This is a genomic window from Microbacterium sp. ZW CA_36, from assembly GCF_044987475.1.
GTDB lineage: Bacteria > Actinomycetota > Actinomycetes > Actinomycetales > Microbacteriaceae > Microbacterium.
Map to the genome: position 1 here is coordinate 74,294 of NZ_JBJDRL010000010.1, position 23,591 is coordinate 97,884.

General features: G+C 70.4%; 20 protein-coding genes and 1 pseudogene. 10 read left to right on the forward strand and 11 right to left on the reverse strand.

The features are described from left to right. Window positions 1–36 precede the first annotated feature (36 nt). The 9 genes from ACI3KX_RS07030 to ACI3KX_RS07070 all read left to right on the forward strand — a co-directional run bounded on the left by ACI3KX_RS07030 (window position 37) and on the right by ACI3KX_RS07070 (window position 11,224). Window positions 37–1,152 carry a mannose-1-phosphate guanylyltransferase gene (locus ACI3KX_RS07030; RefSeq protein WP_363357923.1) on the forward strand — a complete coding sequence of 372 codons (1,116 nt, stop codon included), beginning with the start codon at window positions 37–39 and terminating at the stop codon, window positions 1,150–1,152. A gap of 219 nt (window positions 1,153–1,371) precedes the next feature. Then, a complete protein-coding gene (locus ACI3KX_RS07035) occupies window positions 1,372–2,517 on the forward strand; it encodes a BMP family ABC transporter substrate-binding protein (protein WP_349426730.1) in 1,146 nt (381 codons plus the stop codon). Window positions 2,518–2,637: 120 nt separating this feature from the next. Beyond that, the gene (locus tag ACI3KX_RS07040; RefSeq protein ID WP_363357922.1) at window positions 2,638–4,155 is read left to right on the forward strand and encodes an ABC transporter ATP-binding protein; all 1,518 of its coding nucleotides are present in this window, start codon (window positions 2,638–2,640) and stop codon (window positions 4,153–4,155) included. Then, window positions 4,152–5,519, forward strand: coding sequence for an ABC transporter permease (locus ACI3KX_RS07045; protein WP_404909050.1), 1,368 nt, complete (start codon window positions 4,152–4,154; stop codon window positions 5,517–5,519). Before ACI3KX_RS07040 ends, ACI3KX_RS07045 begins: the two co-directional genes overlap by 4 nt. Next, window positions 5,516–6,802 carry an ABC transporter permease gene (locus tag ACI3KX_RS07050; protein WP_363357920.1) on the forward strand — a complete coding sequence of 429 codons (1,287 nt, stop codon included), beginning with the start codon at window positions 5,516–5,518 and terminating at the stop codon, window positions 6,800–6,802. The genes ACI3KX_RS07045 and ACI3KX_RS07050 overlap by 4 nt, the downstream gene beginning before the upstream one ends. Before the next feature lie 168 nt (window positions 6,803–6,970). Continuing rightward, window positions 6,971–7,372, forward strand: a complete 402-nt coding sequence (locus tag ACI3KX_RS07055) for a cytidine deaminase (RefSeq protein WP_163620590.1) — start codon at window positions 6,971–6,973, stop codon at window positions 7,370–7,372. Further along, window positions 7,369–8,667, forward strand: a complete 1,299-nt coding sequence (locus ACI3KX_RS07060; RefSeq protein ID WP_404909053.1) for a thymidine phosphorylase — start codon at window positions 7,369–7,371, stop codon at window positions 8,665–8,667. Before ACI3KX_RS07055 ends, ACI3KX_RS07060 begins: the two co-directional genes overlap by 4 nt. A gap of 93 nt (window positions 8,668–8,760) precedes the next feature. Further along, a complete protein-coding gene (locus ACI3KX_RS07065; RefSeq protein ID WP_363357918.1) occupies window positions 8,761–9,876 on the forward strand; it encodes an adenosine deaminase in 1,116 nt (371 codons plus the stop codon). A gap of 640 nt (window positions 9,877–10,516) precedes the next feature. Continuing rightward, a complete protein-coding gene (locus tag ACI3KX_RS07070) occupies window positions 10,517–11,224 on the forward strand; it encodes a hypothetical protein (RefSeq protein ID WP_404909055.1) in 708 nt (235 codons plus the stop codon). A 124-nt stretch (window positions 11,225–11,348) separates the two neighbouring features. Here the strand turns inward: ACI3KX_RS07070 and ACI3KX_RS07075 are convergent, their stop codons facing one another. From ACI3KX_RS07075 to ACI3KX_RS07125, 11 genes are all read right to left on the reverse strand, one after another. Then, on the reverse strand, window positions 11,349–12,413 hold the full coding sequence (locus ACI3KX_RS07075; RefSeq protein ID WP_404909057.1) for an SDR family oxidoreductase: 1,065 nt from the start codon (window positions 12,411–12,413) through the stop codon (window positions 11,349–11,351). Continuing rightward, entirely contained in the window at window positions 12,410–13,408 is a 999-nt protein-coding gene (locus ACI3KX_RS07080) for a bile acid:sodium symporter family protein (protein WP_404909059.1), read from the reverse strand. The genes ACI3KX_RS07075 and ACI3KX_RS07080 overlap by 4 nt, the downstream gene beginning before the upstream one ends. Further along, on the reverse strand, window positions 13,405–14,835 hold the full coding sequence (locus tag ACI3KX_RS07085) for a flavin-containing monooxygenase (protein WP_404909061.1): 1,431 nt from the start codon (window positions 14,833–14,835) through the stop codon (window positions 13,405–13,407). Before ACI3KX_RS07085 ends, ACI3KX_RS07080 begins: the two co-directional genes overlap by 4 nt. Before the next feature lie 148 nt (window positions 14,836–14,983). Then, the gene (locus tag ACI3KX_RS07090; protein ID WP_363357911.1) at window positions 14,984–15,706 is read right to left on the reverse strand and encodes a TSUP family transporter; all 723 of its coding nucleotides are present in this window, start codon (window positions 15,704–15,706) and stop codon (window positions 14,984–14,986) included. 495 nt (window positions 15,707–16,201) lie between these two features. Next, on the reverse strand, window positions 16,202–17,032 hold the full coding sequence (locus tag ACI3KX_RS07095) for an alpha/beta hydrolase (protein WP_404909063.1): 831 nt from the start codon (window positions 17,030–17,032) through the stop codon (window positions 16,202–16,204). A 44-nt stretch (window positions 17,033–17,076) separates the two neighbouring features. After that, window positions 17,077–18,231, reverse strand: coding sequence for a mannitol-1-phosphate 5-dehydrogenase (locus ACI3KX_RS07100; protein ID WP_363357908.1), 1,155 nt, complete (start codon window positions 18,229–18,231; stop codon window positions 17,077–17,079). Further along, window positions 18,231–18,668: a PTS sugar transporter subunit IIA gene (locus tag ACI3KX_RS07105; RefSeq protein ID WP_404909066.1), complete on the reverse strand. Its 438-nt coding sequence runs from the start codon at window positions 18,666–18,668 to the stop codon at window positions 18,231–18,233. The genes ACI3KX_RS07100 and ACI3KX_RS07105 overlap by 1 nt, the downstream gene beginning before the upstream one ends. Before the next feature lie 164 nt (window positions 18,669–18,832). Further along, complete coding sequence (locus ACI3KX_RS07110; protein WP_363357906.1) at window positions 18,833–20,389, reverse strand: PTS mannitol transporter subunit IICB; 1,557 nt, start codon at window positions 20,387–20,389, stop codon at window positions 18,833–18,835. 43 nt (window positions 20,390–20,432) lie between these two features. Continuing rightward, window positions 20,433–22,124, reverse strand: a complete 1,692-nt coding sequence (ptsP, locus tag ACI3KX_RS07115) for a phosphoenolpyruvate--protein phosphotransferase (protein WP_404909068.1) — start codon at window positions 22,122–22,124, stop codon at window positions 20,433–20,435. A 1-nt stretch (window position 22,125) separates the two neighbouring features. Further along, window positions 22,126–22,404: an HPr family phosphocarrier protein gene (locus tag ACI3KX_RS07120; RefSeq protein ID WP_308868269.1), complete on the reverse strand. Its 279-nt coding sequence runs from the start codon at window positions 22,402–22,404 to the stop codon at window positions 22,126–22,128. Window positions 22,405–22,493: 89 nt separating this feature from the next. Next, window positions 22,494–22,850: a PTS sugar transporter gene (locus ACI3KX_RS07125; protein ID WP_363357904.1), complete on the reverse strand. Its 357-nt coding sequence runs from the start codon at window positions 22,848–22,850 to the stop codon at window positions 22,494–22,496. A gap of 350 nt (window positions 22,851–23,200) precedes the next feature. Between ACI3KX_RS07125 and ACI3KX_RS07130 the strand changes: the two are divergent. Beyond that, window positions 23,201–23,591 (forward strand): annotated as a pseudogene (locus ACI3KX_RS07130) (transcriptional antiterminator); the annotation flags it as partial.

Consider the following 23,591-nt stretch of genomic DNA (forward strand, 5'->3'; position numbering starts at 1 on the left):
CCTCGCGCGCGCGGGTTCGGCGGTAGCCTCAGAGGCATGCCAGGACCCATCGACGACTTCTACGCCGTGATTCCCGCAGGCGGCATCGGCAGCCGGCTGTGGCCGCTGTCGCGTGCCGACGCGCCGAAGTTCCTCCACGACCTCACCGGCTCGGGGCGCACCCTGCTGCGCGACACCTGGGACCGGCTCGAGCCGCTCGCCGGCCCCGACCGCATCGCGGTCGTGACGGGCCGCGCGCACCGCGCGGCGGTGGAGCGGGAACTCCCCGGCATCGCCGACAAGAACGTCTTTCTGGAATCCGAGCCCCGTGACTCCACGGCCGCGATCGGCCTCGCCGCCGCGATCCTCTCGCGCCGTGAGCCGGACGTCATCATCGGCTCGTTCGCCGCGGACCACGTCATCCGCGTGCCGCAGCTGTTCGAGTGGGCGGTGAACCAGGCGGTGGCCACCGCGCGTGAGGGGTACATCTGCACCATCGGCATCCAGCCGTCCGAGCCGTCGGTGGGGTTCGGCTACATCAAGAAGGGCGACGCGCTGTCGATCGACGGCGCGCCCGAGGCCGCGCTGGTGGAGAGCTTCGTGGAGAAGCCCGATCTCGACACCGCGAAGGAGTACTTCGCCGACCGCAACTACCTCTGGAACGCGGGCATGTTCATCTCGCGCGCCGACGTGCTCCTCGGCGAGATCGCCGAGAACGAGCCGCAGCTGTATGCGGGGCTGATGGACCTCGCCGAGGCGTGGGACGACCGCGAGGAGCGCGGACCGGTCGTCGACCGGGTGTGGCCGACGCTCAAGAAGATCGCGATCGACTACACGGTCGCCGAGCCGGCGGCCGCGAAGGGCCGCCTCGCCGTCATCCCCGGCCACTTCGACTGGGACGACGTCGGAGACTTCGCGAGCCTCGCCAAGCTCAACTCGCACGGCCGCAAGAACGACCTCGCGATCCTCGGCGAGAACGCGCGCATCCTGTCCGACGCCGCCAGCGGCATCGTGGTCAGCCAGACGCGACGCGTCATCAGCCTGATCGGCGTGCGCGACATCGTCGTCGTCGACACCGAGGACGCGCTCCTGGTCACCACGAGCGAGCACGCGCAGCGCGTGAAGGGCGTCGTCGACGCACTCAAGCTGAGCGGGCGCGGCGAGGTCCTCTGACCGGCCGCGCATTCGCGCGCACCAGCCGTCAGCAGGCGCGCGGACACCGGCGTGCACGGCAGGGCTGGGGCGGCGGCATCCGCTCTCCTCATCGCCCCCAGATTGCGTCTTTGTAACCTTTCGCGAACAGGGGCCTCTGGAGTACGCAAACGCGCCGTCACAGTGGGTAACTTTGTGCAGTCCCCGTGAAGGACGCGGGGGAACGTAGTGGAGGCTGAGTTGACCATCTCACGCACCAAGAAGCTCGTCGGCGTCACAGCCGCCGCGGGCCTGCTGATCGCCCTCGCGGGCTGCGGCTCCGCCCCTGAGGAGACGGACCCCACGGGCGACGCCGGCAACGTCGTCGAGGGCTTCACCCCCTGCCTCGTCTCGGACGACGGCGGGTTCAACGACAAGTCGTTCAACCAGTCCGCGCTCGAGGGCATGGAGCGCGCCGCCGACGAGCTGGGCGTCGAGGCCATCGAGGTCGAGTCGAGCTCGGCCAACGACTACGCCCCGAACCTCGAGAACCTGATCGCCGAGGGCTGCACGTTCATCGTGTCGGTCGGCTTCAAGCTGTCCGCCGACACGATCGCCTCGGCGAACGCGAACCCCGAGGTCAGCTACGCGATCATCGACGACTGGGCCGACAACACCGGCGCCACCGACGACGACGGCAAGGACATCGGCGACGGCACCACCGACGCCCCCAACATCAAGCCGCTCATGTTCGACACGGTCCAGGCCGCGTACCTCGGCGGCTACGCCGCGGCCGCGTGGTCCGCGAACGCCGGCGTCAACAAGGTCGGCACGTTCGGCGGCATCCCGATCCCGCCGGTCACGATCTTCATGGACGGCTTCGTCGACGGCGTCGAGAAGTACAACGAAGACAAGGGCGCCGCGGTCGAGACCTACGGCTGGGACGTCGAGGCCCAGCAGGGCTCGATGACCGGTGGCTTCGCCGCCAACGACACCGCCAAGCAGACCGCGCAGGGCATCCTCGACCAGGGCGTCGACGTGATCCTCCCGGTCGGTGGCCCGATCTACCAGAGCGCGCGCGACGCCATCACCGACGGTGGCACGGGCACGGTCATGCTGGGCGTCGACTCCGACCTCGCGGTCGCCGACCCGTCGGTCGCCGACATGGTGCTGGTGTCGATCATGAAGCGCATCGACGAGGCCGTCTACCAGGCGACCCTGGAGGCCTCCACCGGCGAGTTCGACGTGACCCCGTACGTCGGCACGCTCGAGAACGAGGGCGTCGGCCTGTCGGGCTTCGGCTCGTTCGAGTCGCAGCTTCCCGAGGGTCTGGCCGACGAGCTCGCCACGCTGCAGGAGCAGATCATCTCGGGTGAGCTCGAGGTGACCTCGCCCAGCTCGCCGTAAGGCAGCAGGAGACACAGCACGCGGCCGGGTGGACGAGACTCCACCCGGCCGCGTTCTTCCGAGCCCACCGGCGCGCACACCTGATGGCGCCATGGCCGACTGGATATATAGGGTGCAGATATGAAGCTCGAGCTCCGTGGGATCACGAAGCGTTTCGGGTCCCTCGTCGCCAACGACCACATCGATCTCGTGGTCCAGCCCGGTGAGATCCACGCTCTCCTCGGCGAGAACGGCGCCGGCAAGTCCACGCTCATGAACGTGCTCTACGGCCTCTACCAGGCCGACGAGGGGGAGATCCTCCTGGACGACGTCGTCCAGCACTTCCGGGGCCCCGGCGACGCGATGAACGCCGGCATCGGGATGGTGCACCAGCACTTCATGCTCATTCCCGTCTTCACCGTCGCCGAGAACGTCATGCTCGGCCACGAGGACACGAAGGCGCTCGGAGCGCTCGACCTGGGCAAGGCCCGCCAGCACGTCCGCGCGGTCGCAGAGCGATTCGGGTTCGAGGTGGATCCCGACGCGATCGTGGGCGACCTGCCCGTGGGCGTGCAGCAGCGCGTCGAGATCATCAAGGCTCTCTCGCGCGACGCGAAGGTGCTCGTCTTCGACGAGCCCACAGCGGTCCTCACCCCGCAGGAGACCGACGAGCTGATGGCGATCATGCGCCAGCTGCGCGACGAGGGCACCTCGATCGTCTTCATCACCCACAAGCTGCGCGAGGTCCGGGCGGTCGCCGACCGCATCACGGTCATCCGGCTGGGCAAGGTCGTCGGCGAGGCGTCGCCGACGGCGTCCAACGCCGAACTGGCGTCGCTCATGGTCGGCCGCGCGGTCGAGCTCACCGTGCACAAGGACGCGCCCAAGGTCTCCGACGCGGGCGGCCTCGAGGTGCGCGACCTCCGCGTCGTCACCGCCGACGGCACCGTCGTCGTCGACGACATCAGCTTCGACGTGCGCCCGGGGGAGATCCTGGCCGTCGCGGGCGTCCAGGGCAACGGACAGACCGAGCTGATCGAGGCGATGGTGGGTCTCGCCGACCGCGTGAGCGGATCGATCGAGCTCAGCGGGGTCGAGCTCGTGGGCAGGAGCGTGCGCGCCATCCTCGACGAGGGCGTCGGTTTCGTTCCCGAGGACCGCACCGAGGACGGACTGGTCGGCAGCTTCTCCGTCGCGGAGAACCTGATCCTCGACCGGTCGGGCGACAAGGCCTTCGTGTCGGGCGGCACCATCCGCCGCGGAGTGCTCGACGACTTCGCGAAAGCGCGCATCGCCGAGTACGACATCCGGACCCAGGGAGCCGACGTCCCCGCCGGAACGCTCTCGGGCGGCAACCAGCAGAAGGTCGTGATCGCCCGCGAGATGAGTCGCGATCTCAAGATCCTGGTCGCGGCGCAGCCCACGCGCGGCGTCGACGTCGGCTCGATCGAGTTCATCCACAAGCGCATCGTCGAGACGCGGGATGCCGGCATCCCCGTCGTCGTGGTCTCGACCGAGCTCGACGAGGTCGCGGCGCTCGCCGACCGCATCGCGGTGATGTACCGCGGCGCGATCGTGGGCATCGTGCCCGGTGACACCCCCCGTGACGTTCTCGGTCTCATGATGGCCGGCGAGAAGCCAGAGGAGGCGGCCCTGTGAGCGGTCAGATCCCCGCCGCGAGCGGCGACCCGCTGAAGGGCCTGCCTCCCGAACAGCTCCCGCCCGTCTCCGGCCCCCTCACCGGATCGCCCGACATCCCGGCACCGACCCCCGAGGCGCCCGGCGCCGTCGATGGCGAGGTGCCGCCCCCGCCGCGGCAGAACGTCTTCATCAAGGACCTGCTGCGCAGCAACTGGGTCACGACGGTCCTCGCGATCGTCGTCGCCATGATCGTGGGCGGCATCCTGATGGCGCTCACCGACGAAGACGTCCAGGAGTCCGCCGGCTATTTCTTCGCCCGGCCGGGCGACACGTTCGCAGCGATCTGGAGCGCGGTCTACGGCGGCTACGAGGCGATGTTCCGCGGCGCGGTGTTCAACCCCCGCGCCAACGACTTCGCGACGCAGATCCGTCCGCTGACCAACACCCTCGGCTTCGCCGCCCCACTCATCGCCGCCGGTCTCGGCGTGGCGCTGGCGTTCCGCGTGGGCCTGTTCAACATCGGCGGCCGCGGCCAGATCCTCATCGCGTGCGCGACGGCGGCGCTGCTGACGTACAACCTCGACCTTCCGATGTTCCTCCAGCTCCCGCTGACGCTCGCCGCGGGCATCGCCGGCGGCGCGATCTGGGGTGGCATCGTCGGTGTGCTCAAGGCCCGCACGGGTGCGCACGAGGTGATCCTCACGATCATGCTCAACTACGTCGCGTTCTATCTCGTGACGTGGATGGTGCGCACCCCCGGCATCCTGCAGCGTCCCGCGGGCGGCCAGCCGATCTCGGCGGCGACGCCCGCGAACGCGCAGTTCCCGGACCTCCTCGGGCCCCGCTTCCCGCTCCTGGACTGGGGCTTCATCATCGTCATCGCGGCCACGGTGTTCGTGTGGTGGCTCGTCGAGCGCTCGAGCCTCGGCTTCCGCCTGCGCGCGGTCGGCGAGAACCCGCATGCCGCACGGGCATCCGGAATCTCGGTGCAGCGCATGTACATCTACGCGATGCTCTTCGCCGGCGGCCTCGCCGGCCTCGCCGGCATGAACCAGATCCAGGGCTCGGTCACCGCCGGGTTCGACGGGCTGATCGATGCCGGCATCGGCTTCGACGCGATCACCGTCGCGCTGCTCGGCCGCAGCCGGGCATGGGGCGTGTTCGCCGCGGGCATCCTGTTCGGGGCGCTGAAGGCGGGATCGTTCACCATGCAGGCCTCGCAGGGGATCCCCGTCGACATCGTGCTCGTCGTGCAGTCGCTGATCGTGCTGTTCATTGCGGCGCCGCCGCTCGTCCGCACGATCTTCTTCCTGCCGAAGACCGACGCAGAGAAGGCCGCGAAGGCGAGAGCCAAGGCTGCGAAGAAGGCGGTGTCCGCATGACCGCGCTTGCTTCGGCTCCCGTGCCTGACAGCACGATCCAGCTCTCCACGGTGAAGGTGCGCCACCTCAAGCTGCCCGTGACGCTCGCGATCGCCACCGTGCTGCTCGCGCTGCTCTTCCTGTTCGTCCCGCGCAACGGCGTCTCGACGTTCCGGCTGGGCGACCCCGGATCGTCGATCGCACTGCCCAATGTCAGCGTTCCCACCGCGCTGACCTGCTGGATCGTGGTCGCGCTCCTGGTGCTGCTGACGTTGTGGGCGTTCTGGGACGCCGTCTCGTATCGCCGTACCGGGATCTGGCTGCCGATCGTGTTCGGATTCCTCGCCATCTTCGCGTTCCTGGTGTGGGCCTCGGCAGGCGGTCTGGTGCCGGTCACCGGATTGCTGTTCGGGTCGCTGTCGCTCTCGGTGCCCCTCATCTTCGGTGCGCTCGGAGGTGTCATCGGCGAGCGCGTCGGTGTCGTCAACGTGGCGATCGAGGGGCAGTTCCTCTTCGGCGCGTTCAGTGCCGCGCTGCTGGCGAGCATCACGCACAACCCCTTCGTCGGGCTTGTCGGAGCGATGATCGGCGGCGTCCTGGTCGCATTCGTCCTGGCGGCGTTCTCCATCAAGTACCTCGTCGACCAGGTGATCGTCGGTGTCGTGCTCAACGTCCTCGTCACGGGTCTCACCGGGTTCCTCTACGGTGCGCTGCTCGTTCCGAACGAGGCGGAGCTGAATCGGCCGGTGCGCTTCACGCGCTGGGAGATCCCCGTCCTCAGCGAGATCCCCATCATCGGGCCGGTGCTCTTCAACCAGACGTTCATCGTCTACCTCATGTACATCACCGTGGCCGTGGTCGCGTGGGGTCTCTACCGCACTCGCTGGGGTCTGCGTCTGCGGGCAGTGGGCGAGCACCCGCAGGCCGCGGACACCGTGGGTATCAAGGTGAACATGAGCCGCTTCTGGAACGTCTCGCTCGCCGGGGCGATCGCCGGGATCGGCGGTGCCTACTTCACGCTGGTGTCGGTCGGACAGTTCACCAAGGAGATGACCGCAGGTCTTGGCTTCATCGCTCTGGCCGCCGTGATCTTCGGCCGGTGGGACCCCGTGCGTGCGACGCTCGCGGCATTGCTCTTCGGCTTCGCGACGAACCTGCAGAATCTCCTGACCGTGCTGCGGACCCCGATTCCCAGCGAGTTCATGCTGATGCTGCCGTACTTGGTGACCATCATCGCCGTCGCCGGCTTCGCCGGGCAGATCCGCGGCCCCGCCGCCGCGGGCAAGCCCTACATAAAGGGGTGACCGTGCCCGCCGCGACCGTGACGAGCGCCGGATGCCGAGCCGCGGCATCCGGACCCGCCGCCGCCGACCCTCCGGATACCCGGACAGTCGGACGGACGGTCCGGTGGGCTCGACGCAACGGCAGGGGACCCCTGTGACGCTTTCCCTCACCGTGAACGGAGTCCTGAAGTGACCGATATCGACTGGGACGAGTTGCGTGCCGCCGCGACCGATGCCATGCAGCGCGCGTACGCACCGTACTCCCGCTACAAGGTGGGAGCCGCCGCGCTCGTGACCGACGGGCGCATCGTCACCGGCTGCAACGTCGAGAATGCGTCGTACGGCGTGGGGCTGTGCGCGGAGTGCGGCCTCGTCAGCGAGCTGCAGATGTCGGGCGGAGGAGGCCTCGTGGCCTTCGTGTGCGTGAACGGCCACGGCGACACGATCATGCCCTGCGGACGCTGCCGGCAGCTGCTCAACGAGTTCGCCATCCCGGGCATGCTGCTCGAGACCGTGTCGGGCATCCGCACGATCGACGAGGTGCTGCCCGACGCGTTCGGCCCGCGGGATCTCGAGGAGGCGGCGCGATGACCGGTGACGCTGTCGAACCGTTCGACGCGGTCGACGTCATCCGCGGCAAGCGCGACGGCGGCGCCGTGGCGGAGCCGGCCCTCCGCTGGATGGTCGACGCGTACACCCGCGGCTACGTCGCCGACTCGCAGATGGCGGCGTTCGCGATGGCGGTGCTCCTCAACGGGATGACGCGCGACGAGATCCGCGTCATGACCGACGCGATGATCGCGTCGGGGGAGCGCATGAGCTTCGCCGGACTCGGCAAGCCCACCGTCGACAAGCATTCGACCGGCGGCGTCGGCGACAAGATCACGCTGCCGCTCGCCCCGCTGGTCGCCTCGTTCGGCGTGGCGGTCCCACAGCTCTCGGGCCGAGGGCTCGGTCACACCGGCGGCACGCTCGACAAGCTCGAGTCGATCCCGGGGTGGCGCGCGGCGCTGTCGAACGACGAGATGTTCGCGCAGCTGCGCGACGTCGGCGCGGTCATCTGCGCCGCCGGCTCCGGGCTCGCGCCCGCCGACAAGAAGCTGTACGCGCTGCGCGACGTCACCGGCACGGTCGAGGCGATCCCGCTCATCGCGTCGAGCATCATGTCGAAGAAGATCGCCGAGGGCACCGACTCGCTCGTGCTCGACGTGAAGTTCGGCTCGGGGGCGTTCATGCGCGACGTCGAGCGCGCGCGCGAGCTGGCCCGCACCATGGTGGCGCTCGGCACCGACTCGGGCGTCGCGACGACCGCGCTCCTCACCGACATGAACACGCCGCTCGGGCTCGCCATCGGCAACGCGAACGAGGTGCGCGAGTCCGTCGAGGTGCTCGCCGGCGGCGGCCCCGCCGATGTCGTGGAGCTGACCGTCGCGCTCGCCCGCGAGATGCTCGCGCTCGCGGGGCAGCCGGACGCGGACGTCGAGGCGGCACTGCAGAACGGCCGCGCGATGGACGCCTGGCGCGCCATGATCAGCGCGCAGGACGGCGATCCGGATGCCGCGCTGCCCGCCCCGAACGAGACCCACACGGTCACGGCAACGCAGGCCGGATACGTCACCGGCATGGAGGCACTGCCGTTCGGCATCGCCGCGTGGCGCCTCGGTGCCGGTCGCGCGCGGGCGCAGGACCCGGTGCTGCATGCCGCGGGCATCGACCTCCACGTCAAGCCGGGCGATCAGGTGGCTGCCGGCCAGCCGCTGTTCACCCTGCTCGGCGAGGATGACTCGCGCTTCGAACGCGCCCTCGACGCCGTCGACGGCGCGTGGCAGATCGGCGCCGAGGCGCCGGCTGCCGCTCCTCTCGTCCTGGAACGCATCACCGCCTAGGCTGGGTCAGTCCCGCGCCGGGGATCCGGCGCGGCGCCGGGTCGCGGCATCCGTCCTCCACCCCCACTCGCGATCGCAATCGAGGAGAAATCCATGCCCATCGACCAGCACGGCGACGCCATTCTCGACGGTCTGTCGCTCCGGAGCCTGCCCAAGGTGTCGCTGCACGATCACCTCGACGGCGGCGTGCGGCCGGCGACGATCATCGAGCTGGCCGATGCGATCGGGCTCGATGTCCCGGAGTCCGAGCCGGACGACCTGGCGGACTGGTTCGCCGAGAAGAGCGATTCGGGTTCCCTCGTGGAGTACCTGAAGACGTTCGACCTCACGACCGCCGTGATGCAGACCCGCGAGGGCCTCACGCGCGTCGCGCGGGAGTTCGTCGAGGACCTTGCCGCCGACGGCGTGATCTACGGCGAGGTGCGGTGGGCGCCCGAGCAGCACCTCGCGCGAGGGCTGTCGCTGGACGAGGTCGTCGCCGCCGTCCAGGAGGGCATCGAGGAGGGTGAGGATGCCGCTGAACGTCGGGGCAACGACATCCGCGTCGGTCAGCTGATCACCGCGATGCGTCACACCGACCGGTCGCTGGAGATCGCTCGCCTTGCCGTCGAGTGGCGCAACCGCGGCGCGGTCGGCTTCGACATCGCCGGCCCCGAGGACGGGTTCCCCGCCTCGAACCACCGCGATGCCTTCGACTACCTCGCGTCGGAGTTCTTCCCCGCGACCGTCCACGCCGGTGAGGCGGCCGGGCTCGAGTCGATCCGCTCGGCGCTCATCGACGGCCGTGCGCTGCGGCTCGGCCACGGCGTGCGCATCGCCGAGGACCTCGAGGTCGTCTCCCGCGCCGGCGAAGAGGTGCTGGTGCAGTTCGGCGATCTCGCCCGCTGGGTGCGGGACCGCGAGATCCCGCTCGAGCTGTCGCCGTCGTCCAACCTGCAGACGGGCGCGATCGAGCGCTGGGGCACGACGATGGAGGACCATCCCTTCGACCTGCTGTACCAGCTCGGCTTCTCAGTGACCGTGAACGTCGACAACCGCACCATGAGCCGCACGTCGCTGACGCGCGAGCTCGCGCTGCTCGTCGAGACCTTCGAGTACGGGCTCGACGACCTCGAGGCGTTCCAGCTCAACGCCGCGGCCGGCGCCTTCCTTCCCGTGGAGGAGCGCGAGGAGCTCATCGACCTCATCGCCGAGGGCTTCGACGCGTAGTCGCTTCGCAATCGGAGAGCGGATGCCTCGGCTCGGGGCATCCGCTCGTTCGTGCGGCGCCGTGCAGCCGCGGGTCTCTTGCGCAGGCGCGGTCCAGGATTCGCGGGTCTCTTGCGCAGGCGCGGTCCAGGATTCGCGCCTTCTGGGCGCGGGGAGCCCGGGATTCCTGGACCGGACCCAGGTGCGAGCCGGTGCGCCGAGGTGTGCGGTCCAGGTTTCGCAGGTTCCGGAGGCCGGGTCCCTGGGATTCCTGGACCGGACCCAGGTGCGAGCCGGACCGCCGAGCGCACGCGCGCCGTGCGACATCGTCGGACAGCGCCTCCTCCACAGCGAGGCGGATTGCGGCGCTGCGCACAGATCAGGTCAGCTGGGAACGAGACCGCGCGGGCGCTGCGGTGGACTCGGGTGCGTGACGACAAGAGACTCCCCATTCGGCAATGAACCGTTCCGGGTCGGCGACGCCATTGCCCGCGGGGTCGGGCGCGGAGCGCTCGACGGACCGCTCTTCGAGCGACCTTTCCACGGAGTCCGCGAGTGGCGGCACGTCGACGAGCTCGACGCGCGCCCTTCGGCGCAGCTCTCGCGGAGCGAGCTTCGGTTGCGCGCTTTCCGAAGGCGCTGCCGGCAGTTCGCTACGCGCATGCACGAGAGCGACTTCTTCAGTCACTCCACCGCGCTGATCCTCCACGGGGCACCGACGCCCGACGTGTGGGACGAGGTGATCCACGTCTCCGCGATCAGACCGCGGAATCCCGCCCGTACGAAAATCGTCGTATCGCATCGGCTCGCGCCGCGAGAGCCCGCCGCGCAGCGGGTGGCGGGACTGCGCATCGAGGCCCCGGATCGGGCGTGGGTGCAGGCGTCGGCTCATCTTCCCGATGTCGAGCTCATCGTTGCAGCCGACTTCCTCGTCGCGCGCCGCCGGCGGCTGGCCACGATCGACCAGCTGCGCGCCGAGGCGTCGAGGGCGCGATGCGCCCGACTGCAGCCGCTGCTCGACCGGGTACGCGAGGGTTCGGAGTCGCCGCGGGAGACGAAGCTCCGCTTGGAGCTGACCGATGCGGGACTGCCTGAGCCGGAGTTGGCGCTGGAGTTGATCCGGCCCGATGGCGGCCTCGCCGCGCGCCTCGACCTGGCGTACCCGGCGTACCGTGTCGCCGTCGAGTACGACGGTCGACAGCACGCCGAAGATGTCTACCAGTTCGCCCGCGATGCCGACCGGTGGCGAGACATCGCCGAGCTCGATTGGCAGCTGGTCAGAATCCTCCATCACCACCTGACGCCCGACCCGAGCGTCGCCATCGACCTCGTCCGCCGGGCATTGGTGCGCGCGGGATGGCGTCCTTAGCTGTCGCGACATCGGAAGTGGCCCGGATACGCAGGCGCGACCGAGTTGAGTGCGGTCCGGGTTGTGCAGGTTCTGGGTCCCGGAAACCGGAGATTCCTGGACCGCTGGGTGTGCAATCCGCTGCTCAGCGGCGTGCGACGCCGGGATGCGTGGCCAGGTACGCCTCGAACGCCTCGGCCGAGGTCTTGCTGGGTGTGTAGCCGAAGTCCTGCTTGAGGGCGCGGTTGGCGAGCACCGGACGATGGCGCAGGAAGCCGACCTGCTCGGGGCCGTGGACGGTGAGGCGCAGCATCCGCCCCACACGGAGGCCGAAGCCGAGGACGCCGGCGGGCACGGTCACGACCGGCTTGCCCAGGCGCTGCGCGATCTCTGGCACGGTGACGCGGCCGTCGCCGGCGACATTGTAGACCCCGGGGGGTCCGTCGGTGGCCGCGCGCGCCATCGCGGCGGCGACGTCGTCGACCCACACGAAGACGAACGGCGACTCCGAGCCGCGCACCTTGAGCAGCGCCCGGCCGTCCCAGAGCGCGGTGATCTGGTTCTGCACCGTGGGACCGAGGATCGTGCCGATTCGGAACACCACCTGCTCGAGCTCGGGGTGCGCGGTGCGGTAGCCGGCGAGCAGCTGCTCGACGAGGCGCTTGTGCTTGGAGTACGGGAACTCGTCGTTGCCGCGCACGGGGTCGGACTCGCGCAGCCACGCGGGATTGTCGGCGTGGTAGCCGTACGCGGCTCCTGACGACGACACCACGACGCGCCGCACACCGGCCTCGACACAGGCCTCGAGCACGTGGCGCGAACCGTCGACGTCGACGCGGTACTCGAGGTCGTGGTCGCGGCCGGGGTTGACGATCGCGGCGAGGTGCACGACGACGTCGATGCGGTGACGCTCGAGCAGCGGCACCAGTCCGGCGGCGCGCGTCACGTCGCAGTCGTCGTACACGACTCCCTCGATGGGATGCTCGGGCCGCCGCACGTCGCCCGCCACGACCAGGTCCACGTCCGGGTGCGCGACGAGCGCTGCGGCCACGTGCGACCCGAGGAAGCCGGCGCCGCCCGTGACCAGCACCCGCACGCGCTCGTGGCGGACGCGGTGCGCAGCGGGATCGGTCACGGTGATCGGCTGCGTCGAGAGGCTGCTCAGCGCGGCGGCAGCGCGCGCCGCGCCGGTGTGCCCGGCGCGGCTCATTCCGGTGCTCCCGCCGAGGCGCCGGGTTCCGCGGCGCCGGACCGGGGGGTCCCGCTCCGCACCGCGTGGCGCGAGGCGTCGCCCTTCGCCGACCCGGTGCGCCGCTTGGTGTGGCGGGCCCAGAGGGCGGCGACGGCGAGACCGGCGATGATGTCCCAGATGCCCCACCAGCCGGCCACGATGGCCATGCCGCCGAGGCCGCCGAAGAACGCGAAGACGAGGCCGAGGCCGAGACCCGCATTGCGGATGCCGACCTCGAACGTCATCGCCTTTCGCTCCCGGGTCCCGAGACCGCCGACGACGGCGGTCGTGTATCCGATGCCCAGCGCCACGGCGTCGTGGATGGTGACGACGAGGACGATGATGCCGAGGAAGGCCACGAAGTAGGCCCAGTTGCCCGCGAGCGCGGCAACGATGAACCCGACCAGCGCGATCAGCGAGAACCACTTCACCCACGGCTGGACTCTTCCCGCGAAGACCGGGAACCGGTTGCGGATGAACAGGCCGAGGGCGAACGGCACGCCGATGATGAGCAGGATGTCGCCGAGCATCGACCACGGGTTGAGCTCGACCGCGACGAGCAGGTCGCGCGCCGTGGGGTGGAGCGACCCCCAGAACGCGACGGAGAGCGGCAGCACGAAGATGTAGAGGAGGTTCGACACCGCGGTCATCGACACCGACAGCGCGACGTTGCCGCCGGAGCGGTGCGTGAGCACCTGCGAGATGTTGCCGGGCGGGCAGCAGGCGACGAGGATCATGCCGAGCGCCATCGACGGTGTCACGGGCAGGATCAGGGTGAGCCCGAAGGTCACCGCCGGCAGCACGACGAGCTGAGCCAGGATCGCGATGACGAAGGGCTTGGGCTTGCGGGCGACGACCCTGAAGTCGTCGATGGTGGTGTCCAGCGCGATGCCGAACATGATGAGCCCGAGCACCACGTTGAGGATGACGAGCGTCCCGGGATTGAAGTTGAGCAGGACGTCGTCCGGGTTCATGCCGTCACCTTCTTCTCGGCGGCGTGTGAACCGCCGCCTTGCACGCCTGCGACCTGCACGCCGGCGCTCTTGCGGACCAGGCGGCCCCGCCGAGACGGCCGGGCGGCCGCATCCGTCCGCAACGCCTGCGTGGCAGCGCGGACGGCGCTGCGGTAGGCGTCCTTGTTGACGTAGTACGACATGCGTTCGAGGCCGAGGTAGTGGTACCCGCCGGTCAGGTCCGGCCAGGGTTCGCTGGTGACCCTCGTGCGGAAGGCCGCGGCGCGGTCGGGGTGGCGCTCGAGCGCCGCGAGGTAGGCCGCGATGAGCTCGGCCTGCTCGTAGCGCCCCTGCCAGCCGATTCCGGATGCCTCGATCATGCCCATCACGTACAGCCCGTTGAACGACGGGGTGAACGCGTTGAGGAAGAGGCGCGGTGCCATGCCGTTCCAGGCGAGCGCGCTGCGATCGACGAACGGGTAGTCGAGCTTGTACCCGGTGGCGAGGAGCACGGTGTCGTACTCGCCCGACGAGCCGTCGCGGAAGCGGACGGTGCGGCCGTCGAAGCGGTCGATGTCGGGCACGATGCGCAGGTCGCCCTGGCCGAGGTGGTTGAGGATGAGCGTGTTGACGATCGGGTGCGACTCGTAGATCTTGTAGTCGGGCCTGGGGAAGCCGAACCGCACCGGGTCGCCGGTGAAGGCGCGCAGCACCCGCGCGTCGACGAACTGCTTGAGACGAGCGGGCAGCGGCCGCCCCTGGTTGAGCGTGTCGGACGGCTTGCCGAAGAGATACCGCGGCACGAAGTAGTAGCCGCGACGCACGCTCATGTCGACGGATGCCGCGTGATGCACGGCGTCGACGGCGATGTCGCAGCCGGAGTTGCCGGCGCCGATGATGAGGACGCGCTTGCCGGTCAGCTGGGTCGCGGACTTGTAGGCGCTGGTGTGCAGGAGCTCGCCGCTGAACTCGCCGCGGAACGCCGGGACGTTCGGCTCCGCGAGCGTGCCGTTCGCGAGGATCACCCCGTCGTAGCGCTGCTGCGTCGCCTCGCCCGTGCCGCCGGCGTCACCGGCGGTGCCGGTGGCCCGCAGCATCCAGCCGCCGTCTTCCGTGCGGTCGAGCGACGTGACCCTCGTGTCGAAGCGGAAGTGCTCGGTCAGCCCGAAGTGGTCGGCGAAGTCGCGGAAGTATGTGATCAGCTCGCGATGGCTCGGGTAGTCCGCCGTGGTGCGCATGGGGAACTCGGAGAACTCCGTCGTGGTCCGCGACGAGATGAGGTGCGCGGAGTCGTACATCGTCGAGCGCGGGTTCTCGATGTCCCAGAGGCCGCCGACGCCGCGAGACGCCTCGAACCCGTCGAAGTCGATCCCGGCCTTCTGCAGGGCGCGGGCAGCCGACAGCCCCGATGGCCCGGCGCCGATGATGGCGTAGCGGTGGTCGCTCATTGATCCTCACGTTCGTCGATGGGCACGTCCTCGTGCCGGCGTGACGATTCCGCCGACAGAACACTAAGCGTGAAGCGGCATCAACCGAAATCGGTGCGCGGCCCCGGTGTACCAGGCGCCACCGACGACCGCCGGACGTCGGCAGTCGTCACATGAACACTGCCAGGATGCCGCGCACCAGCACCACCGTCGCACCGGCCCAGGCGAGCGCGAGCATGGCTGCCCGGGCGATCCGCGGTGAGACGTTGCGGGAGAGGATCGTGCCGATCGCGATGCCGGCGATGGTCGCTACGACGAGGGTGCCGACATCCTCGACGGGGGAGACGGGAAGCCCCCGGAGCGCCACCGAGACGATCCCGAACACGGCGAAGATCAGCTGCGCACTGGCCGCGAAGCTGCGCTGCGGCCAGCGGTCGCCGACGGCGTAGGCCGCCAGCGGTGGACCGGACAGGCCGCTCGCGACGTGCATGAAGCCGGCGGCGGAGCCGGACACGACGGCGCCCATGCGGCCGGTCAGCGACGCGGAGAGCGCGGAGATGCGCCCCGCCAGCAGCGCGAGATACGCCATCGCGGCGATGAGCAGCAGCAGGGCGGCATCCGGGAGGAGGTGCACGAGCAGGGCGCCGAACGGCGCGGCCACGATCCCGGGCCAGATGAGCCACCACGAGCGTGCCCAGTCGATCTGGCGCCACACCAGCGGGATCGCGGTCAGTGCGGCGACGAGCGCCAGCAGCACACCGAGGGTGACGCCCTCCACGGGTCCGTAGAGGAGCACGATGGGGCCGACGAGCACGAGCACGAAGCCGAGCCCGGTGATGCGCTGGATGACCGCAGCGACGAAGGCCGCGATCGCCGCGAGGATGACGGTCACGGGATTCCAGTCTAGGCGGGAGGTGCCGGTCGTTCAGCCCGGCCTGTCGGCTCGGGGCGTTTCGTCTGGGTCGCCGGCGCTCCCTCGCTCACGACGGGGACGTGGGCTATCCGGTCGTTGAGCGAGCGAGGAACGAGCGAGACGAAACGCGCTGGGTGCGGTCGAGACGCCGGTTCGGCGCGGCGGCCTGTCGGCTCGGGGCGTTTCGTCTGGGTCGCTGGCGCTCCCTCGCTCACGACCGGGACGTGGGCTATCCGGTCGTTGAGCGAGCGAGGAACGAGCGAGACGAAACGCGCTGGATGCGGTCGAGATGCCGGTTCGGCGCGGCGGCCTGTCGGCTCGGGGCGTTTCGTCTGGGTCGCTGGCGCTCCCTCGCTCAACGACGGGGACGTGGGCTATCCGGTCGTTGAGCGAGCGAGGAACGAGCGAGACGAAACGCGCTGGATGCGGTCGAGACGTCAGTCCGCTTCGCCTTCGGGCGCGAGCGCCCTCCGCTCAGCGACCGGCGGTGGCGAGGGCGAAGGGTCCGACGAGGTCGGTGAGCTGGTCGCGCATGTCGTCGTCCGAGATGGTCGGGGTGCCGTCGCCGGGCTGCGGGCCGTAATCGCCGAAGGACGCGTGGCTCGCGCCTTCGATCTCGTGCATCTCCGCGTCCTCGGGCAGGAGGGGCCGCGCGTCGGCGATCTTCTCCGGCGTCGACAGCCCGTCCTCGCTGCCGGCCACGCTGATCGCCGGCAGGCCCGACGCCGACAGGTCGTTCGCGCAGTAGGAGCCGAACAGGGCGAGGCCGTCGGCATCTGTCGCCAGCTGGCAGGCGCGCACGCCGCCGAGCGAGTGCCCGCCGACGAGCCAGGTGTCGATGCCGGGCGCGAGGTCGGTGAAGGCCGACAGCGGCCGCAGATCGAAGAACGCGAGGTTCAGCCAGGGCTTCGTGATGACCACCGTGACGCCGTCATCTGCGACGAGTCCCGAGAGCTTGTCGGCATACGCCCAGGGGTCGACCTTCGCACCGGGCACATAGACCAGGCCGACGTCGGCCGACTCGCCCGCGGGCGAGAGCACGATGCCCGCGTCGGTGTCGGTGATCTCGATGGCGGTGTTCGACCGCACGTCGGCGAGGGGCTCCGACTCGGCGGCCATCACGCCGACCTGGCTCCAGATCACGATGCCGACGATGCCGAGCACGATGACCGCCGCCAGCGAGCCGAGGATCCACCACAGGACGCGCAGGCCCCGCCGGCGGGGCTTCGGAGTCGCTGAGGCGGTTGCGCCCGATCCCCTCTCGGCGTCGGGTGCGGGCTCGGCGGAGGGGGCGCTCGGGGTCACCGGATGAGCGTAGCCCGACCGTGCGGCTCAACCTGCGAACACGCTCAGCCCGCGAGCTCGGCCTGCCGTGCAGCGACGACCGCCTCGACCTTCGGGAACAGCGGATGCTCCGGCTCGAGGCCCGTGACGGATGCCGTGAAGCCGGCGGCATCCTGCTCCCGCAGCATCCGCTGCAGGTCCACCGACTGGGCGTCCTCCGTGTCGTCGAACGCGAGCGCCGCACCCATCGCGGCGACCAGTGCGTCGACGCCGAGACCGCGCTCGGCGGCTTCGGCGGCGGGGCCGACGAACCGCTCGTGCCGCGACAGCTTGCGCAGCGGCTGGCGGCCCACGCGCCACACCGTGTCGGGGAGGGCGGTGTTGCGGAAGCGGCTCAGGATCGTGGCACGGTACGCCGCCAGCGACTCGGCATCGAGTCCGTGCTTGGCCTCGAGCAGCGCCGAGGTCTCTTCGAGCGCCGCCTCCACCCGCGCCGCCAGCGCCGGGTCGGAGAGAGCCTGCGCGATCCCCTCGACGCCCGCCTGGGCACCGAAGTACGCCGTCGCGGCGTGCCCGGTGTTGACCGTGAAGAGCTTGCGCTCGATGTACGGCTCGAGGTCGTCGACGAAGTGGGCGCCGGGGATGCGGGGAGGGTCGTCGCCGAACGGCGGCCGCTCGATCGCCCACTCGAAGAACGGCTCGACGGTGACGTCCACGCCGCCGCCCTCGGGCTGTCCGGGCACGATGCGGTCGACCGCGGTGTTCGCGAACACCGCGCGTGAGGCGAGCGCGTCCCAGGCATCGCCCGCGAGCGCCTTGATCTCGTCGCGGAGCAGATCGGTGGCGTTGATGGCGTTCTCGCACGCCATGATCTGCAGCGGAGGGCTGGACGGATCGCGGAGGGCGAGCCCACCGACGATATGCGGCGCCACGAACTTCAGGATCGTCGGTCCGACGGCGGTCGTGACGACGTTGGCGCCCGCGATCTCCTCCACGACGAGCTCCGGATGCTCGGCGCTGTTGATCGCCCGGAAGCCGGTGACGACCGTGTCGCGGCCGCCGTCGCCCACCTCGTGCACCGTGTAGCGGGACGCGTGGTTGATCGCGTCGACGAGCGGTGCGGCGACATCCGAGAACACGAGCTCGTACCCGCCCTCGTGCAGGAGCAGCCCGACGAAGCCGCGGCCGATGTTCCCCGCGCCGAAGTGGACGGCCTTCATCAGACGCCCGACGCAGACACCAGGCCGAACAGCTCCTCGGGCGTCTGCGCCTCCTTGAGGCGGGCGACGTCGTCCTCGTCGGAGAAGAGGATGGCGATCTGGGAGAGGATCTCGAGGTGCTCGTCGCCCTTGCCGGCGATGCCGACCACGAACGTCACGGGGTTGCCGTCCCAGTCGACGCCGCGGTCGTAGCGGACGACCGACAGCGCGGACTCGAGGATCTCGCCCTTCGTCTCGTTCGTGCCGTGCGGGATCGCCAGCTCGTTGCCCATGTAGGTCGACACGGTCTGCTCGCGCTGCAGCATGGCGTCGTAGTACGCGCCGGTGACCGCGCCGGCGGCCTGCAGGATGTCGGCGGCCTCCTTCATCGCCTCGTCGCGCGTCGCGCTCCCGGAGTGGATGCGCACCTGGCCGATGCTCAGAACCTCGCGTGCCATGTCTTCGCCTTTCGCCGTTGTCTCGTTCTGTCGTCGTCACTCGTCCTGCCCGGGGGACGGATGCCGCCCCCGGCGTTCCCGCCGGCCGCAGTGTGCGCGCGACCGGAGCGAGGGCGATGGGGCCGGGGGCATGAAGCGCCCGCCCGGCCCCACCGCGGTCTCAGCTACGCACCATCCTCGTGCTGCGACCGCACCAGGTCCACGACCTCGTCGTATCTCGGCGAGTTCATGAAGTTGTCCACCGACACGTGCACCGCGGTGGGCGTCTTCTGCCGCGCCCGGTCGGTGAGCTGGTTCTGCGTGATGACCAGGTCGGCCGAGGCATCCAGGTTCGCGATCGCCTTGTTGACGACCGTGACGTCCTCGATGCCCGCCTTTTTGATCTTGTTGCGCAGCACGCTCGCGCCCATCGCCGACGAGCCCATGCCCGCGTCGCACGCGAACACGATGCTCTTGATCTCGCGCTCGGTCATGGTCGCCGGCTCGATGCCGCCCTCGGCTCCGGTGGCGGCGCCGCCCCGCAGCCCCGAGAGCGCGTCCGAGGACTTGCCCTTGGCGGCCTCGGTCTGCGTGATCGCCGCGCCGAAGGCGTCGTCGGTCGCCGCCATCGCCGCGAGGTCGCGCTTGCGCGAGGCCCGGAGGATGAGTGCGGCGATCAGGAAGGTGACGGCGGCCGACAGGATGACGGACAGGATCACTGCGAAGTAGGCCCCCTGCGCCGTCTGTGCGAGCACCGCGATGATGCTGCCCGGTGCCGCCGGAGCGCGGAGCGCACCGCCCAGCAGCATGTTCGTCGTGACGCCGGTCATGCCTCCGCCGATGAGGGCGAGGATCAGGATCGGCTTCATCAGCGCGTACGGGAAGTACACCTCGTGGATGCCGCCGAAGAACTGGATCACGGCCGCGCCCGGGGCCGAGGCGCGTGCCGCGCCGAGCCCGAAGAACGTGAACGCGAGCAGCAGCCCGACACCGGGGCCGGGGTTGGCCTCGAGCAGGAACAGGATCGAGGAGCCGGTGTCGGCGGCCTCCGAGACGCCGAGCGGCGTCAGCACGCCGTGGTTGATGGCGTTGTTGAGGAAGAACACCTTCGCCGGCTCGATGATGATGCTGGTGAGCGGCAGCAGGTTGTAGTCGACCAGCCAGTTCACGGCGTTGCTGAGGACCTGCATGATGCCGTTGACGAGCCAGGCGATCGGGTAGAACCCGACGATGGCCATCACGAAGCCCCAGATGCCGGCCGAGAACATGTTGACGAGCATCTCGAAGCCCGCCTTGATCTTGCCCTCCCAGAGGCTGTCGAGCCACTTCATCGAGTAGGCGGCGATCGGGGCCATGATCATCGCGCCGATGAACATGTGCACCTGGCCGAGCTGGTTGTCAGCGGGCAGGTCCGCGTTGATCTGCGCGATCAGCAGGTCGGAGCCGGCGATGGCGCCCATCGTCGCGATCGACGCCACGACGCCACCGCGGATGCCGTAGATGATGCTGCCGCCCGTATAGGCGATCAGCAGCGGGAGCAGGTAGTGGATGAACGGGCCGACGATGGTCGCCAGGTCCGCGTTGGGTGTCCACCCGACCCCGATGAAGAACGCCGTGAAGATGCCCCACGCGATCAGAGCCGGGATGTTCGGCATGATCATGCCGGACAGGAACGTGCCGAAGCGCTGGACTCCGACCCGTGCCTTGCTGGTGCCCGATGCGGGCACAGACGCCGTTGTCATTTTGCTGTCTCCTTCTTCTGGTTGTGCCGCAGCTGCGGGCGGCCTATCGGGTGGCCGCCGTCTGGGCGGTTGTGCGTGCGCTGCCGGCCGCGGCCTGCTGCGCCGCGATCCGAGCGGATCCCGCGTCGGACGCGGCGAGGGCTGCTGCGGCGATGTCACGCGCCTGGTCGACGGTGTGCTGCAGCAGGGTGGCGCGCACGTCGGCGAGCGCCGTGGGCGCCATCGACAGGCTCGTGGCGCCGAGTCCCACGAGCACCACGGCCAGGAGCGGATCGGCTGCCGCCTCGCCGCAGATGCCGACGGGCTTGCCGTGCGCCCGGCCGGCGTCGCCGACCTCCCGGATGAGCCGCAGCACCGCGGGGTGCCACGGGTCCTGGAGCGACGCGACCGAGCCGAGCAGCCGGTCGGCGGCCATCGTGTACTGCGTGAGGTCGTTGGTGCCGATCGACGCGAAGTCGGTGTACGACAGGATCCGGTCGGCCAGCAGCGCGGAGGAGGGCACCTCGACCATGACCCCGGCGGTCTTGATGCCGTAGTCGCGGGCGATGTCGGTGAAGTACTCCGACTCCTCGACGGTGGCGACCATCGGCGCCATCACCCAGAGGTCCGCGTCGGTGGCGGCATCCGCTTCGGCCAGCGCGGTGAGCTGCTCGCGCAGGATGTCCTCGCTCGCCCGCAGCGCCCGAATGCCGCGGAGCCCGAGCGCCGGGTTCTCCTCGTGGGCGTCGTTGAGGAACGCCAGCGGCTTGTCGGCACCGGCGTCGAGCACGCGCACGACCACCTTCTTGCCGGGGAACGCCGAGAGCAGCTTCGTGTACGCCTCGCGCTGCTGCTCGACGGTGGGTGCCTGCGCCGAGCTCAGGAAGAGGAACTCCGTGCGGAAGAGCCCGACCCCCTCGGCGCCGAGCGCCACCGCGTCGATCGCGCCTTCGGGCTTGCCGAGGTTCGCGAGCAGCGGCACCGGCGTGCCGTCGGCGAGGGCGCCGTCGGTGATCGGCGCGGACGACGCGGATGCCCGGTCCTCGGCGCGCCGCTCCGCCCGCTCGAGCTCGTCGGGCGTCGGCGCCGTCGTGACGACGCCGGCGGCGGCATCCACGATCACCGTCTCGCCGTCGCGCAGGTTCTTGGCGTCGACCGCGCCGACGATGGCGACGATCGACTTCTCGCGGGCGAGGATCGCCGTGTGCGACGTGGGGCCGCCCTCGGTGGTCACGAGCGCCAGCACCTTGTCCAGGTCGAGGAGGGCGGTGTCGGCCGGCGCGAGATCCTTCGCGACGAGGACGAACGGATGCCCGGGGTCGGGCACGCCGGGCGCCGGCTCGCCGCGCAGCCGCGCGATGACGCGCTGGGCGACGTCGTCGAGGTCCGCCGCGCGCTCGCCGAGGTAGCCGCCGAGCGCGGTGAGCTGGTCGCGGAACGACGCGAACGCGTCGAACACGGCGAACTCGCCCGTGCGGCCCTGGGCCAGCCGGGTGCCGACCTCGTCGGCGAGGGTCGGGTCCTCGGCCATCATCGCCTGCGCCTCGAGCACCTCCTGCGCGGCGCCGCCCGCCTGCGCCCCGCGGGCTTCGAGCTCACGGGCGACGGCGGCCACGGCATCCGTCACCCGCGCCTTCTCTGCGTCGACGCTCAGCGTGCTGGGCGCGTCGGACGGCGCCGGTGCAGGCTCCGCCATCCGCGCGACAGGTCCCTGGGCGACGCCCAGGCCGATTCCGACACCACGCAGCTCGGTCATCTCAGGCCTCCGCGTCGTGGTCGGTGGTGAGCAGCTCGGCGAGGGTGTCGAGCGTGGCGTCCGCGTTGTCGCCGTCCGCTGTGAGGGTCACGTAGTCGCCCTGCTCCACGCCCAGCGCGATCACGCCCAGGATGCTGGCCGCGTTGACCGGGCCGCCGGCATCCTTCGCGATCGTGATCGGGATGCCGGCATCCTTCGCCGCCTGCGCGAAGAGCTTCGCGGGGCGCGCGTGCAGCCCGTGGGCCGATCCGATCCGGACGGTGCGGGAGATGGGTGGCATGTCGTGACCCCTTTTCTTGGATCTGGTTCAGGAGTTCTGCTGGATCTCGTTCAGGACTGCGCTGTCGTGAGCTCGTGGTCCGGGGACGGTCAGTCGGGGGCGTCGTGCGCGCCCGCGTCCGCGGCCGGATGCGGCCCCCCGGGGCTTCCGGTCGCGGCGCGGACCAGCGCGAGGGTGCGGGTTCCGTCGCGATCTCCGAAGATGTCGGATGGCAGCAGCACCACGGTCGTGCCCCGTGCGGCGGCATCCCGCTCGATGCGCTCCAGCGCGTGAGCGAGATGCGGCCCGACCAGGACGACGTCCGCGGCATCGAGATCGATGGGCAGGGACTGCTCGGTGCCGGCGAAGGCGGAGTAGTCGAGCCCCTCGGCATGTGCCGCGTGCCGCACGCGCTGAGCGACGAAGGTGCTCGAGGCACCCGCTCCGCAGACCACAAGGATCCTCATCGACCCGCCTCCTCACTGGCCATTCTTGTGAGAACGCTGAGAGGGGACAACCACTCCTTCTTCCGCAGGGGCGGAAGCGCGCTGCGTCGTGCGGCGGGTTCGGGGCGTTTCGTCTCGGTCGCTGGCGCGCCCGCTCAGCGACCGGGGCTGGGGCTCCCGGTGCTGGTTCCGGTCGTCGGGCGAGCGAAGCGAGACGAAACGCCTCGGGCATCAGTCCGGCGTGCACGGGTTCGCCGCGTTCCCCTTGCCCAACGACAGGTTCCGGTCGTTGAGCGAGCGAGGAACGAGCGAGACGAAACGCAGTGAGGCTGCGGAGGACCTCGGTGACACCGGCGTGGTTGACTGGGCAGGTGACCCGGGCCCGGCAAGATCGCGTGCTCGGACTGCTCCTGCGCGACGGCGACTGGGTCACGGCATCCGCCCTCGCCGACGCCCTCGGTGTGACTCCGCGCAGCATCCGCTCCTACGTGACCGCGGCCAACGCGCGCGTGGCGCCGGGCACGGCGGTCGAATCGGGGCCGCAGGGCTATCGGGCCGGGGCCGAGGCCGCTGCCGCCGTGCGAGCGGGCGGTGACGCCGGCACGCCGCGCGACCGGCTCCACACCGTGGTCCGGGCGCTCCTCGACGCCCCCGACGGCATCGACGTGTTCGAGACCGCCGACGCGCTGCACGTCTCACCCGCGACGCTCGACGCCGACCTTGCGCGGGTGCGCGGGCTGCTCGGCGGGACCGAGCTCACCC